Origin of the sequence: Sphingomonas sp. GM_Shp_1, assembly GCF_026540895.1 — a bacterium.
In the GTDB taxonomy this organism is placed as follows: domain Bacteria; phylum Pseudomonadota; class Alphaproteobacteria; order Sphingomonadales; family Sphingomonadaceae; genus Sphingomonas.
In genome coordinates, this window is sequence record NZ_JALNUR010000033.1 from 1 (window position 1) to 12,856 (window position 12,856).

Genomic DNA, 12,856 nt, shown 5'->3' on the forward strand with positions numbered 1-12,856 from the left:
GGGCGCTTACGCTCCCTGCTTGGCCAGCCACTCCTCCAGCCATTTGATCGTATAGTCGCCCTTCTGGAATTCGGGATCGTCCAGCAGCGCCTGATGCAGCGGGATGGTGGTCTTCATCCCCTCGATCACGAACTCGTTGAGCGCGCGGCGCAGGCGGCGCAGCGCGCCTTCGCGGGTCGTGCCGTACACGATCAGCTTGGCGATCATGCTGTCGTAATAGGGCGGAACCTTATAGCCCTGGTACAGCCCGCTATCGACGCGGACATGCATGCCGCCCGGCGCGTGATACATCTTCACCGTGCCCGGCGAGGGGGCGAAGGTGCGCGGATCTTCCGCGTTGATGCGGCACTCGATGGCATGGCCCCGGAACTGCACGTCCTGCTGGCGAAGCGTCAGCGGATGGCCCTCGGCCACGCGGATCTGCTCGCGCACCAGGTCCAGGCCGGTGATCATCTCGGTGACGGGATGCTCGACCTGCAGACGGGTGTTCATTTCGATGAAATAGAACTCGCCATTTTCCCACAGGAACTCGATCGTGCCCGCCCCGCGATAGCCCATATCGGCCATCGCCTTGGCGACCACACCGCCCATGCGCGAACGCTCCTCAGGCGTGATGATCGGCGAGGGGGCTTCCTCCAGCACCTTCTGGTGGCGGCGCTGGAGCGAGCAGTCGCGCTCGCCCAGATGGATCGCCTGGCCGTTGCCGTCGCCGAACACCTGGAATTCGATATGCCGGGGGTTGCCCAGATATTTTTCCATGTACACGGTGGCGTCGCCGAACGCGGCCTTCGCCTCCGAGCCCGCCTGCTGCATCAGCGTCTCGAGCTGGTCTTCCGAGGGCACGACCTTCATGCCGCGACCACCGCCGCCCGATGCGGCCTTGATCAGCACCGGATAGCCGATCTCGGCCGCGAGCGCCTTGGCTTCCGCGACGTCCGAGATCGCGCCGTCCGAACCGGGAACCAGCGGCAGGCCGAGCGCGCCCGCCGTACGCTTGGCCTCGACCTTGTCGCCCATCACCCGGATATGCTCGGGCTTGGGGCCGACGAAGATCAGGCCGTGCGCTTCCACGATCTCGGCGAACTTGGCGTTCTCCGACAGGAAGCCGTAACCGGGGTGGATCGCATCCGCGCCCGAAATCTCGGCGGCCGAGATGATGTTCGGGATGTTGAGATAGCTGTCGGTCGCGGAGGGCGGGCCGATGCACACCGCCTGGTCGGCGAGGCGCACATGCATGGCATCGGCGTCGGCCGTGGAGTGCACGGCGACGGTCTCGATCCCCATCTCGTGACAGGCGCGGTGGATGCGAAGCGCGATCTCACCGCGATTGGCGATCAGGAGTTTCTTGATCTGCGCCAAGGCGGCTTACTCGACGACGACGAGAGGCTGGTCGAATTCGACCGGCTGGCCATTCTCGACCAGCACGGCGGTGACGGTGCCCGCCGCCGTCGCGGTGATCGGGTTCATCACCTTCATCGCCTCGACGATCAGCAGCGTGTCGCCCGCGGCGACCTTCTGACCGACCGAGGCGAAGGGCTTGGCGCCCGGTTCGGCCGACAGATAGACGGTGCCGACCATCGGCGACTTCACGGCATTGGCCGACACGGCCGGGGCCGAGGCGCCGACCTCTGCGGGCGCGGTAGCGGCGACGGGCGCAGCGGCCGGAGCGGGAGCCGCCACGGGGGCGGGCGCATAGCCCATCTGGGCGACGGCCGCCGCCTTGCGCGCGACGCGGATCTTGCGGTCGCCATGCTCGACCTCGATCTCGGTCAGGGCGGTGGCGTCGAGCAGCTCGGCGAGCTGGCGGACGAGGTCGACATCGACCTTCATCGCTTGTTCAGTCTTTTCGGTCATGGAACGGGCTCCTGTCAGAACCGGGCGGCGGCTTCAAGCGCGAGCAGATAGGATTGCGCGCCAAAACCCGCGATTGTGCCTTTTGCGGCACGCCCGATATAGCTTTCATGGCGGAATGGCTCCCGCGCATGGGGGTTGGAGAGGTGAACTTCGATCACCGGCGTCTTCACCGACTTGATCGCGTCGTGGATCGCGATCGAGGTGTGGGTGAAGCCCCCGGCATTGAGCAGCACGGCCTTCGCCTCATAGGCCTGGGCCTCGTGCAGCCAGTCGATCAGATGGCCTTCGTGGTTGGACTGTCGCATGTCGATCTCCAGATCGAGTTCGCGCGCCCGGTCCTCCAACATGCCCGCGATATCGTCCAGCGTATCATGGCCATAGATATGCGGCTCGCGCATACCCAGCAGGTTCAGGTTCGGCCCGTTCAGGACATAGATGGTCGCGGGCATCCGCACTCCGATGGTTGCGGCTCGGGGTGGCCGAGCCTAGATCGAGGGCCTTCCTTAACCGCTTGCCCACCTCTCCGTCGAGCGGGCAACGACTGCATGGTAAGTGACACACATATGCCGCACACCGATGGAACCGTGACGATCACCGTGAATGGCGAGCATAAGCGTGTCGCCGCCGGGCTGTCGCTCGCCGATCTGGCGAGCCAGCTGGGGCTGGTGCCCGAAAAGGTCGCGGTGGAGCGCAATCTGGAGGTCGTGCCCCGCTCGACCCTGGCGCAGGTGCAGGTCGAGGACGGCGACGAGATCGAGATCGTCCACTTCGTCGGCGGCGGCGACCATGCAGTCGCGGTGGATGACGATTCCTGGGAAGTCGCGGGCCGGCGCTTCCGCTCGCGGCTGATCGTCGGCACCGGCAAGTATAAGGATTTCGCCCAGAATGCGGCGGCGGTCGAGGCGGCGGGGGCGGAGATCGTCACGGTCGCCGTGCGCCGGGTGAATGTGTCGGACCGCAACGCGCCGATGCTGACCGACTATATCGACCCGAAGAAGATCACTTATCTGCCCAATACGGCAGGCTGCTTCACCGCCGAGGACGCGATCCGCACGCTGCGGCTGGCGCGCGAGGCTGGCGGCTGGGAGCTGGTCAAGCTGGAGGTGCTGGGCGAGGCGCGGACGCTTTACCCGGATATGGTCGAGACGCTGCGCGCGACCGAGATCCTGGCCAAGGAAGGCTTCAAGCCGATGGTCTATTGCGTCGACGATCCCATCGCCGCCAAGCGGTTGGAGGATGTCGGCGCGGTGGCGATCATGCCGCTGGGCGCGCCGATCGGGTCGGGGCTGGGCATCCAGAACAAGGTGACGATCCGCCTGATCGTCGAGGGTGCCAAGGTGCCCGTACTGGTCGATGCCGGGGTCGGCACCGCGTCCGAGGCGGCGGTGGCGATGGAGCTGGGCTGCGACGGGGTATTGATGAATACCGCGATCGCCGAGGCCAAGGACCCCGTGCTGATGGCCCGCGCGATGCGCGCCGGGGTCGAGGCGGGGCGCATGGCTTACCGTGCGGGACGAATGGGAATGCGTCGCTATGCGGACCCGTCCAGCCCGCTCGCCGGCCTGATCTGACATTAATTTCAGGGAACTTGGCGCGTAACGAAGTGTTTTGTCTCCGAGTGTTCAACGGGATCGATCGATCCCCAGTAAATGGAGGCCACGATGGGTGAGCTCACCGACAAGATCAAGGGCAACGTCAACGAACTGGTTGGCAATGCCAAGGAAGCGCTCGGCGATCACAACCGCGACGCCGATCTGAAGGCCGAAGGTCAGGCCCAGCAGATCAAGGGCAAGGGCCAGGAAGTAAAGGGTTCGGTGAAGGGCGCCCTTGGCGACAACATCTGAACCTGCTAATCGTTATCTGACTGAAGCAATCAGCAACGAACTCACCGCCCCGGTTCACGCCGGGGCGGTTTTGTTTTGTTGGAACAAGACCCAATCATGCAATCGTTTTTATGATAGCGTTACTTTGAGAATGTTGCGGGTATCTGATGCGATATTTGCGAGGAGAGGGGTGTCGGCGAGGCGGGTGGCGGGGTAACAACGCTCGATAGCGGGATAGCCCTCCGGCAGCGCTCACGCGTTGCCGTTCGCTTATGCGGGGTAGGACACGGCGCTACCGCCCCGCGATTCGCGACAGGGTCGTGGCGGGGGTGATGACCTCGATATCGGTCTTCAGTTGCAGCAGCCGGACCCCCGTCTCGGCCATGGCGCGCGACAGGGCGGGGGCGAAGTCTTCGGTCCGCGTGACCGTCTCGCTCCAGCCGCCATAGGCCCTCGCCAGTGCCGCGAAGTCGGGATTGGCAAGCGCCGTTGCCGCCACCCGGCCGGGATATTCCCGCTCCTGATGCATCCGGATCGTACCATAGCCGCCATTGTCGACCACGATCACCAGCATCGACGCGCCATGCTGAACGGCGGTCGCCAGTTCCTGCCCGTTCATCAGGAAACAGCCATCCCCAGCCAGCGCCACCACCGTCCGGTCTGGGTGGCGAAGCGCGGCGGCGGTGGCGGCGGGGACGCCATATCCCATGGCGCCGCAGGTCGGGGCCAACTGGCTCCCCGGCTCATAGCGCCAGTATCGGTGCCACCAGCCGGAATAATTGCCTGCACCGTTGCAGATGATCGAGTCGGCGGGAAGCCGTTCCCGCATCGCCGCGACGCATTGCCCCAGGTCCAGCGTCACGCCCTCGCGCGGGACGGGCTCCGACCAGGCGAGATATTCGGCATGAGCCTCGACGCCCGAGGCATGGGGAGTGCCCAGTTCGGTCGCCATCAACTCCAGCATCGCGACGGCTTCAGCGACGTCGCCACAAAGCGCCAGATCGGTGCGATAGACGCTGTGCAATTCCTCCGGGTCGGGATGGATGTGGATCAGCGTCTGGCCGGGATGCTCGGGGGTGATGACGGTGTAGCCATCGGTCGTCGCTTCGCCCAGGCGCGCGCCGAGGACGATGAGCAGGTCGGCCTCCCGCACGCGAGCGACCAGCGCGGGGTTGGGGCCATAGCCCAGATTGCCCGCATAGACGGGGCATGTCGCCGACACCGCATCCTGCCGCCGGAACGCCGCGACCAGCGGAACGCCCGCCGCTTCGCCCCATTTCTCGACAAGCGCGACGGCGTCGGCGTCCCAATATGCGCCGCCGATGATCGCGACCGGCCGCTCGGCCTTGCCGATCATGTCATGGGCTGCGAGCACGTCGATGATCGACACGTCCTGTACGGGCCGCTCGATCCGGGGGCGGGGATGGCCCTCCACCAGATCGCACAGCATATCCTCGGGTAGCGCCAGCACGACCGGCCCGGGCCGTCCGCTCATCGCCGTGGCATAGGCACGCGTGACATATTCGGGGATGCGCGCGGCTTCATCGATCCGCGCGGCCCATTTGGCGAGCGGGGCGAACATCGCCTGGAAGTCGACCTCCTGAAACGCCTCCCGGTCGCGGGTGCCCCGGTCGACATCGCCGATGAACAGGATCATCGGTTGCGAGTCCTGACGCGCCACATGCACGCCGATCGCCGCATTGGTCGCGCCGGGGCCGCGCGTGACGAAGGCCACGCCCGGCCGCCCGGTCAGCTTGCCATCGGCGCAGGCCATGAAACTCACGCCGCCCTCCTGCCGACAGGTGACGAGGTCGATGGCGGGCGTGTCGTGCAGCGCGTCGAGCGCCGCCAGGAAACTCTCGCCCGGCACGGTGAAGATACGGTCGCACCCCTGTTCGAGAAGCGCATCGACAAGCAGGCGTCCGCCGGTGATCTGGGTCATCGCATCCAGCCTAAACCCGCTTGCCGTTCCAGCGCAAACGCCGGGTTGACCGGGCTCCATCGCTCCGCCTAACGCTGGCCCCCATCACAGGGAGGACGCCCATGCAGAAGCTTTATCGTGACGCGGCGCACGCGCTGGACGGTCTGTTGTTCGACGGCATGACGATCTGCGCGGGCGGCTTCGGCCTGTGCGGCATCCCGGAACGGCTGATCGACGCGATCGAGGCGGCGGGGGTGAAGGACCTGACCATCGCCAGCAACAATGCCGGGATCGACGGCGTGGGGCTGGGCAAGCTGCTCCGCTCGCATCAGGTCAGGAAGATGATCTCCTCCTATGTCGGTGAGAACAAGGAGTTCGAGCGGCAATATCTGAGCGGCGAGCTGGAGGTCGAGTTCTGCCCCCAGGGAACGCTGGCCGAGCGGTGCCGGGCGGGGGGCGCGGGCATCCCCGGCTTCTACACCAAGACCGGCGTCGGTACGAAGGTGGCCGAGGGCAAGGAAGTGAAGAGCTTCGACGGCGAGGACTATATCCTCGAACGCGGCATCCGCGCCGACCTGTCGATCATCAAGGGGTGGAAGGCCGACGAGGCCGGGAACCTGATCTTCCGCAAGACCGCGCGCAACTTCAACCAGCCCATGGCGACGGCGGGCCGCATCTGCGTGGCCGAGGTGGAAGAGGTGGTGCCGGTGGGGAGCCTCGACCCCGACCAGATACATCTGCCCGGCATCTATGTGAAGCGGATGATCGTTGGCGCGCCGTATGAGAAGAAGATCGAGTTTCGCACGGTGCGCGAGCGGGTTTGATCGATGACGGTGGGGGTGGGGCAGGCCCTCCCCCCGACCCCCTCCCGCCTGCGGGAGGGGGAGCGTGTTTGGCGGAGGGGTGGTTCATGAAATGCTTGAAGGCTCAGCAAGACGGTAGTCGCGCTTCTTCCCCCCTCCCGCGAGCGGGAGGGGCTGGGGGAGGGCTCCCCGGCCTGAGGCTTGGCATCGCCCTTGCCGTCGCCCTGACCCTATCCGGCTGCGTCGTCGCCGTCGGCAACAACACCCCCGCACCCCCACCTGCCGCTGCCACGAACCCCAAACTCGCAGGGATGCAATATCTCTACGGCTCGGCCGAGGCCGATGCGATCTCGCGCCAGGCCTGGAATGCGCTGGTCACCTATGCTGCCGACAAGGTCCGCCACCCACCACGTGACAGCGTCGTGCTGGAACAGGGCGCGACCCTCGACAACCCCCGCTTCGTCTCCTGCGCGGGCAAGCGCCCGGCGGCGGTGTTCGATGTCGATGAAACCGTCCTCCTCAACCTGGGGTTCGAGCAGGACGATCTGACTGGCCGCGCCGATCGCGCCTTTCCCGGCCGCTGGAGCGCCTGGGAGCAGAGCGACGGCCATGCCGTGCTGCCCACCCCCGGTGCGGCGGCGGCGATCGCCGACTTGCGCACGATGGGCGTGACGGTGATCTTCAACACCAATCGCGACGATGCCGCCGGGGCCGCACGGGCCATCGACGCGGCGGGGCTGGGCCCGGCGGTGCATGGCGACACGCTGTTCGTGCGCACCGACACCGATACCGGCGACAACAAGGACGCGCGCCGCTGGAAGATCGCGGAGCGTTATTGCGTGATCGCGATGGGCGGCGATCAACTCGGCGATTTCAGTGACGTATTCAACGCTTCCGCCAGCGTGGGCGAGCGTCGGGCTAGAGCCGACACTCCACGTGTCGCCGCGCTATGGGGGCGTGGTTGGTTCGTCTTCCCCAATCCCGTCTACGGCAAGGCGCTGAAGGGCACCCCCGACGACATCTTTCCCGCCGACCGGCGGTGGCATCCGACAGGAGAGCAGTGACCATGGCCTGGACCCGCGACGAAATGGCCGCCCGTGCGGCCAAGGAATTGAAGGACGGTTTCTACGTCAATCTCGGCATCGGCATCCCGACCCTGGTGGCGAACCATATCCCGCAGGGGGTCGAGGTCACGCTGCAATCCGAGAACGGGATGCTGGGCATCGGCCCCTTTCCCTATGAGGACGAGGTCGATCCCGACCTGATCAATGCGGGCAAGCAGACGATCAGCGAGTTGCCGCATTCGGTCTATTTCTCGTCCGCCGACAGCTTCGCGATGATCCGGGGCGGGCATATCGACCTGACCGTGCTGGGCGCGATGGAGGTGTCGGAGGGCGGCGACATCGCCAACTGGATGATCCCCGGCAAGATGATCAAGGGCATGGGCGGCGCGATGGACCTGGTCGCGGGCGTCAAGAAGATCATCGTCGTCATGGAGCACAACGCCAAGGACGGCAGCCCCAAGTTCATCCCCGAATGCACCCTGCCGCTGACCGGTCGCAATGTCGTCGACATGATCGTCACCGACCTGGCGGTGTTCCAGCGGCCCGACCATGACAGCCCGTTCCGCCTGGTCGAATGCGCGCCGGGCGTGACGGCGGATGAGGTGGCGGCCAAGACCACGGCGCGGTTCGAACGCTGATGGCCTATACCCTCATCACCGCGAACCGGAATTATTCGAGCTGGTCGCTGCGTCCCTGGCTGCTAATGAAGGCGCTGGGGATCGATTTTGCCGACCGGATCGAGCCGTTCGAGGCGGCCGAGAACTACGCGGCGTTCCGCGCCTTCTCGCCGACGGGGCAGGTGCCGGTGCTGCTCGACGGCGAGCGGGTGGTGTGGGACTCGCTCGGCATCGCGCTCTATCTGGCCGAGCGGCATCCGGGCGTCTGGCCGGAGGACGAGGGCGCGCGCGCCTGGGCGATGTGCGCGGTGGCGGAGATGCATGGCGGCTTCGGCGCGCTCCGGGCCGAGCGGACGATGAATATCGGCGTTCGCGTCGATCCCAAGCCCGCCTCGCCGCGCCTGGAACGCGATGTCGCGCGGCTGGTCGAGCTATGGGGTGAAGGGCTGTCGCGCTTCGGCGGGCCCTGGCTGGCGGGCGAGACCTTCTCGGCGGTCGACGCCTTTTACGCCCCCGTGGCGTTCCGGGTGCGGACCTATGGCATCGATGTCGGTGCGGCGGGCGCGGCCTGGGTCGAGACGGTGCTGGCGCATCCGGCGGTGAAGGACTGGGAGGCGCAGGCGCTGGCCGAGACGTGGCGCGATCCGGATCATGAGGTCGAACTGCTGGAATGCGGCGGTGTGACGGCGGACTATCGCGCCAAGGGGTGAGAGTGGGGTGTAGCCTTCGACTTCGCTCAGGCTGAACGGAAGTTGTAGAGGATCTGCTCCCCCCTCCGTTCAGCCTGAGCGAAGTCGAAGGCCAAGCAGAACCCTAGCCCCGCGCCGTCTCCGGCATGACCAGCCGGTACAACACCAAGCCACCCCCCGCGATCGCCGCGAGCAGCCAGAAGGCGGCGTGATAACCCGCCCCGACGATCATCACCCCGGCCAGCGAGGTGCTGAGCGCGCCGCCGATGCCCTGGATCGTCGTCACCGCCCCTTGGGCGACGTTGAACCGCCCCGACCCGCGCATGATCGCGGCGACGATCACCGGGCCCAGCGCCCCCAATATCCCCGCGCCCACGCCGTCGAGCAACTGGATCGCCAGCAACCAGCCCGGCGCATCCGACACGGTGTAGAGCAGCCCGCGCGCCGCCAGCACGGCAAAGGCCACCAGCATGATCGGCCGGTGGCCCCAGTGATCCGCCTTGCGCCCGACGATCATTGCGACCGGCACCATCACCAGTTGCGCCCCGACGATACAGGCGGAGGTCAACGACGTCGCCTTGTCGCCGCCCACCTCGCGCGCCAGCATCTGGCCGACCGAAGGGAGCATCGCCGCGTTGGACAGATGGAACAGGAACCCTGCCGCCGCGAACCAGGCAAGCGTCGGCGCGCCCTTCAGCGTCTGCCAGAGCGAGGGGGGATCGCAATCGTCGTCCGCTTCCTCGTCGTCGTCGGAACAGCCGCGCGCCATGGCATGGTCGATCCGCTTCGGATCGAGCGACAGCGTCGCCCCGATGCTGAGCGCCGCCAGCCCGGCCATCAGCCAGAAGACCACCACCGGCCCGAACTTCCATGCCAGCAGCCCGGCCAGCGCGGCGGACACGGCATTTCCGGCATGGTTGAACGCCTCGTTCCGGCCGATCCGCGCGGTGAAAGCCTTGGGTCCGACGATGCCCAGCGAGATGGCGGCGATGCCCGGCGCGAAGACCGACGCGGCGATGGCGGCCAGCGACTGTCCGGCGGCAACCGCCCAGAACCCCTCGACAAAGGGCAGCGAGGCGGAGGCCAGCGTCACTGCGACGGCGGCGGCGACCAGCACGGCGCGCTTGGCATGGACCCGGTCGATCAAGGCCCCTGCGGGTGCGTTGGCGATCAGCCCGGCGATCCCGGCGATCGTCATGACGACCCCGGCGCTCGCCTCGTTCCACCCATGGCTCGGGCCGCGCACCGAGACGAGATAGATGGCGAGATAGGGCCCCAGCCCGTCGCGCACATCCGCCAGGAAGAAGTTCATCGCGTCGAGCGCGGGCAGCCGCTCGCGCCGCGCGTGGGAAGGCCGGGGTAGCGCGGCGGTCGCCATGGATTGCACACCTGGATCAAGGAATGGGACCGCCGGAACGCCGCATCCGGCCGACAGGTCCATGACAAATCCGACATTTGCATGCGCACGGCGAAATAACATTGCGCCCGGCCTTTGCCTCGCGCATGTTTTCGGATAACAGCGCCCCCATCATGGCCCAACGACCCCAGACTCTGTACGAGAAGATCTGGGCCGCGCACGTTGTCGAACGGCGGCCCGATGGCACCTGCCTCATCTATATCGACCGTCACCTCGTTCATGAGGTGACGAGCCCGCAGGCCTTTGAAGGGCTACGCGTCGCGGGCCGCAAGGTACGTCGTCCCGAACTGACGCTGGCGGTTCCCGACCACAATCTGCCGACGACGCCGCGCGTCGACGCGGCGGGCCGATTGCTGCCCATCGCCGACCCGGAAAGCGCGCAGCAACTGGATGCGTTGCGCCGCAACACTGCCGAGTTCGGCATCGACTATATCGACGCGACGGCGGCGGCGCAGGGCATCGTCCATGTGGTGGGGCCGGAACAGGGCTTCACCCTGCCGGGCACGACTTTGGTTTGCGGTGACAGTCATACCTCGGCACACGGTGCCCTGGGGGCGCTGGCCTTCGGTATCGGCACGTCGGAGGTCGAGCATGTGCTGGCGACCCAGACGCTGCTGCTCTCGCCCTCCAAGACGATGGAGGTCCGGGTCGACGGTGTGCTGGGTTACGGCGTGTCGGCCAAGGACGTGGTGCTGGCGATCATCGGCAAGATCGGCGCGGCGGGCGGCACCGGCCATGTCATCGAATTCACCGGCAGCGTCATCCGCAACCTCTCGGTCGAGGGTCGCCTGACCATCGCCAACATGTCGATCGAGGGCGGTGCGCGTGCCGGGCTGATCGCGCCGGACGAGACGACCTTCGCCTATCTGAAGGGCCGTCCGATGGCGCCGCAGGGCGCGGATTGGGACAAGGCGGTCGCCTGGTGGCGGACGCTGCCCAGCGATCCGGGCGCGGTGTACGACAAGGTCGTCACGCTCGACGCCGCCGATATCGCCCCGAACCTGACCTGGGGCACCAGCCCCGAGGATGTGGTGCCGATCACCGGCATCGTCCCCGATCCCGACAGCTTCGCCGATCCGTCGAAGCGCGAGGCCGCACGCAAGTCCCTGGATTATATGGGCCTGGAGCCGGGCACGGCGATGCGGGACGTGCCGATCCAGCATGTCTTCATCGGCAGTTGCACTAACAGCCGGATCGAGGATCTCCGCGCCGCCGCCGCCGTGGCGCGTGACCGCCGCGTGGCGGACGGCGTCCGCGCGCTGGTCGTGCCCGGATCGGGGCTGGTCAAGCGCCAGGCCGAGGCCGAGGGGCTGGACCGGGTCTTCGTCCAGGCCGGCTTCGAATGGCGCGAGCCGGGTTGCTCGATGTGCCTCGCCATGAACCCGGACAAGGTGCCGCCGGGCGAGCGTTGCGCCTCGACCTCCAACCGCAATTTCGTCGGTCGGCAGGGGCCGGGGGCGCGTACCCATCTGCTGTCCCCCGCCATGGCGGCGGCGGCGGCCGTGACCGGGCGCCTTTCCGATGTTAGAGAGTTGATGCATCACGATTTCGATCGTGATGCTATCTGACCGGCAAGGCAGGGGAGACACATATCATGAAGCACGTATTGGTCATGCTCGTCACCGGCGCGGTTCTGTGCGGCGCCGCCGCCTATGCCGCAGGCATCGCATCGCGCCCCGCCACCGCGGAGCAGCGCCGCTGACGCGGACGCCTTGAAGACAGGATAATCGCATGAATCCGGTTACGACCGTTTCCGGCACCGCCTATCCCTGGGGTGCCAAGAATATCGACACCGACGTCATCATCCCCGCGCATTGGTTGAAGACCATCACCCGCGCCGGGATGGGGCGCGGCGCGTTCGAGACGGTGCGGGCGCAGCCGGGCAATATCTTCGACGATCCCGCCTATGCGGGCGCGCCGATCCTGATCGCAGGCGATAATTTCGGTTGCGGGTCGAGCCGCGAACACGCCGCATGGGCACTGGCCGATATGGGCATCCAGGCGGTGATCGCGCCCAGCTTCTCAGATATCTTTTCCGGCAACGCTTTCAAGAACGGGATCGTGCCGGTCGTGCTGCCGCAGGAATCGGTGGACCGTCTGCTGGAAGTGGCGAAGGATCAACCGATCACGGTCGATCTAGAGACGATGAGCGTCACCACGCCGTTTCAGGATCGCTTTCCCTTCGAACTCGATCCGTTCCGTCGCGAATGCCTGATGAACGGGCTGGACGAAGTGGGGCTGACGCTGGCCCGTGACGAGGCGATCGGCGCGTTCGAGGGACGGATGGCGAGCGGTCGTCCCTGGGTCGAAGGCCGGGCGCGGCTTCAGCCGGAAGCCGCGCTGGACGCCTGAGCGGGGCCCGGGGGGCCCTTGGAATTAAGGCGTTGGCGGCTCAGGACGCGGTGATGACCACCGCCGCGATCACGGCCCAGATCGCCAGCGATCCGATGATGCCGTTGACGATGCCGACCATCGGGCCGCCGTCACGCCCGCCGTCATGAGGCAGGGGGAAGGTGTTGCGCATGGCTCTCTCCTATGCTGCGGATCGGGCGACTTCGGCAAGGCCGACAGGCGCTCCGTCTCATTTTTGCTTGTAATAACAATACGATCAAAGGGCGTTTGAAGTTCCCATTGTTGCGCCTCCGCAATGATAGGAAACCCCTTTGTC

The 12,856-nt window shown here is 66.7% G+C and carries 14 protein-coding genes; 8 read left to right on the forward strand and 6 right to left on the reverse strand.

Annotated elements, in window-relative coordinates; genetic code table 11:
- Positions 1-6: 6 nt before the first annotated feature.
- The 3 genes from accC to aroQ are packed head-to-tail and all read right to left on the reverse strand — an operon-like array spanning position 7 to position 2,303.
- On the reverse strand, positions 7-1,359 hold the full coding sequence (accC, locus tag OXQ33_RS14205) for an acetyl-CoA carboxylase biotin carboxylase subunit (RefSeq protein ID WP_267435349.1): 1,353 nt from the start codon (positions 1,357-1,359) through the stop codon (positions 7-9).
- A gap of 6 nt (positions 1,360-1,365) precedes the next feature.
- Entirely contained in the window at positions 1,366-1,854 is a 489-nt protein-coding gene (gene accB, locus OXQ33_RS14210; RefSeq protein WP_267435350.1) for an acetyl-CoA carboxylase biotin carboxyl carrier protein, read from the reverse strand.
- A gap of 14 nt (positions 1,855-1,868) precedes the next feature.
- Complete coding sequence (gene aroQ, locus OXQ33_RS14215; protein ID WP_267435351.1) at positions 1,869-2,303, reverse strand: type II 3-dehydroquinate dehydratase; 435 nt, start codon at positions 2,301-2,303, stop codon at positions 1,869-1,871.
- A gap of 114 nt (positions 2,304-2,417) precedes the next feature.
- On the opposite strand from aroQ, the gene thiS reads away from it, so the two are divergent.
- Both thiS and OXQ33_RS14230 read left to right on the forward strand, forming a co-directional pair.
- Positions 2,418-3,425 (forward strand): sulfur carrier protein ThiS, encoded by a 1,008-nt coding sequence (gene thiS, locus OXQ33_RS14225; RefSeq protein WP_276040239.1) that lies wholly within the window; start codon positions 2,418-2,420, stop codon positions 3,423-3,425.
- A gap of 90 nt (positions 3,426-3,515) precedes the next feature.
- Positions 3,516-3,698 carry a CsbD family protein gene (locus OXQ33_RS14230; protein ID WP_267435352.1) on the forward strand — a complete coding sequence of 61 codons (183 nt, stop codon included), beginning with the start codon at positions 3,516-3,518 and terminating at the stop codon, positions 3,696-3,698.
- A gap of 271 nt (positions 3,699-3,969) precedes the next feature.
- Here the strand turns inward: OXQ33_RS14230 and OXQ33_RS14235 are convergent, their stop codons facing one another.
- Positions 3,970-5,619 (reverse strand): thiamine pyrophosphate-binding protein, encoded by a 1,650-nt coding sequence (locus tag OXQ33_RS14235; protein WP_267435353.1) that lies wholly within the window; start codon positions 5,617-5,619, stop codon positions 3,970-3,972.
- A 101-nt stretch (positions 5,620-5,720) separates the two neighbouring features.
- On the opposite strand from OXQ33_RS14235, the gene OXQ33_RS14240 reads away from it, so the two are divergent.
- The 4 genes from OXQ33_RS14240 (at position 5,721) to OXQ33_RS14255 (ending at position 8,792) form a co-directional block, all read left to right on the forward strand.
- Entirely contained in the window at positions 5,721-6,422 is a 702-nt protein-coding gene (locus OXQ33_RS14240; protein WP_267435354.1) for a CoA transferase subunit A, read from the forward strand.
- Positions 6,423-6,712: 290 nt separating this feature from the next.
- A complete protein-coding gene (locus OXQ33_RS14245; RefSeq protein WP_267435355.1) occupies positions 6,713-7,465 on the forward strand; it encodes an HAD family acid phosphatase in 753 nt (250 codons plus the stop codon).
- Between the two features lie 2 nt (positions 7,466-7,467).
- On the forward strand, positions 7,468-8,103 hold the full coding sequence (locus tag OXQ33_RS14250; RefSeq protein ID WP_267435356.1) for a CoA transferase subunit B: 636 nt from the start codon (positions 7,468-7,470) through the stop codon (positions 8,101-8,103).
- Positions 8,103-8,792: a glutathione S-transferase family protein gene (locus OXQ33_RS14255; protein WP_267435357.1), complete on the forward strand. Its 690-nt coding sequence runs from the start codon at positions 8,103-8,105 to the stop codon at positions 8,790-8,792. Before OXQ33_RS14250 ends, OXQ33_RS14255 begins: the two co-directional genes overlap by 1 nt.
- Before the next feature lie 103 nt (positions 8,793-8,895).
- Here OXQ33_RS14255 and OXQ33_RS14260 read toward each other — a convergent pair whose 3' ends face one another.
- Complete coding sequence (locus OXQ33_RS14260; RefSeq protein WP_267435358.1) at positions 8,896-10,149, reverse strand: MFS transporter; 1,254 nt, start codon at positions 10,147-10,149, stop codon at positions 8,896-8,898.
- Positions 10,150-10,301: 152 nt separating this feature from the next.
- Between OXQ33_RS14260 and leuC the strand changes: the two genes are divergently transcribed.
- Positions 10,302-11,756, forward strand: a complete 1,455-nt coding sequence (gene leuC / locus OXQ33_RS14265) for a 3-isopropylmalate dehydratase large subunit (protein WP_267435359.1) — start codon at positions 10,302-10,304, stop codon at positions 11,754-11,756.
- 163 nt (positions 11,757-11,919) lie between these two features.
- Positions 11,920-12,540, forward strand: coding sequence for a 3-isopropylmalate dehydratase small subunit (leuD, locus tag OXQ33_RS14270; RefSeq protein ID WP_267435360.1), 621 nt, complete (start codon positions 11,920-11,922; stop codon positions 12,538-12,540).
- A 40-nt stretch (positions 12,541-12,580) separates the two neighbouring features.
- Here leuD and OXQ33_RS14275 read toward each other — a convergent pair whose 3' ends face one another.
- Positions 12,581-12,712: a hypothetical protein gene (locus OXQ33_RS14275; protein WP_267435361.1), complete on the reverse strand. Its 132-nt coding sequence runs from the start codon at positions 12,710-12,712 to the stop codon at positions 12,581-12,583.
- Positions 12,713-12,856 lie beyond the last annotated feature (144 nt).

What these genes read in the sequence shown, in the direction of transcription:
- accB (WP_267435350.1), bottom strand. Translation starts at nt 1,854, where the DNA reads ATGACCGAAAAGACTGAACAAGCGATGAAGGTCGATGTCGACCTCGTC.
- aroQ (WP_267435351.1), bottom strand. Translation starts at nt 2,303, where the DNA reads ATGCCCGCGACCATCTATGTCCTGAACGGGCCGAACCTGAACCTGCTG.
- thiS (WP_276040239.1), top strand. Translation starts at nt 2,418, where the DNA reads ATGCCGCACACCGATGGAACCGTGACGATCACCGTGAATGGCGAGCAT.
- OXQ33_RS14230 (WP_267435352.1), top strand. Translation starts at nt 3,516, where the DNA reads ATGGGTGAGCTCACCGACAAGATCAAGGGCAACGTCAACGAACTGGTT.
- OXQ33_RS14235 (WP_267435353.1), bottom strand. Translation starts at nt 5,619, where the DNA reads ATGACCCAGATCACCGGCGGACGCCTGCTTGTCGATGCGCTTCTCGAA.
- OXQ33_RS14240 (WP_267435354.1), top strand. Translation starts at nt 5,721, where the DNA reads ATGCAGAAGCTTTATCGTGACGCGGCGCACGCGCTGGACGGTCTGTTG.
- OXQ33_RS14245 (WP_267435355.1), top strand. Translation starts at nt 6,713, where the DNA reads ATGCAATATCTCTACGGCTCGGCCGAGGCCGATGCGATCTCGCGCCAG.
- OXQ33_RS14250 (WP_267435356.1), top strand. Translation starts at nt 7,468, where the DNA reads ATGGCCTGGACCCGCGACGAAATGGCCGCCCGTGCGGCCAAGGAATTG.
- OXQ33_RS14255 (WP_267435357.1), top strand. Translation starts at nt 8,103, where the DNA reads ATGGCCTATACCCTCATCACCGCGAACCGGAATTATTCGAGCTGGTCG.
- OXQ33_RS14260 (WP_267435358.1), bottom strand. Translation starts at nt 10,149, where the DNA reads ATGGCGACCGCCGCGCTACCCCGGCCTTCCCACGCGCGGCGCGAGCGG.
- leuC (WP_267435359.1), top strand. Translation starts at nt 10,302, where the DNA reads ATGGCCCAACGACCCCAGACTCTGTACGAGAAGATCTGGGCCGCGCAC.
- leuD (WP_267435360.1), top strand. Translation starts at nt 11,920, where the DNA reads ATGAATCCGGTTACGACCGTTTCCGGCACCGCCTATCCCTGGGGTGCC.
- OXQ33_RS14275 (WP_267435361.1), bottom strand. Translation starts at nt 12,712, where the DNA reads ATGCGCAACACCTTCCCCCTGCCTCATGACGGCGGGCGTGACGGCGGC.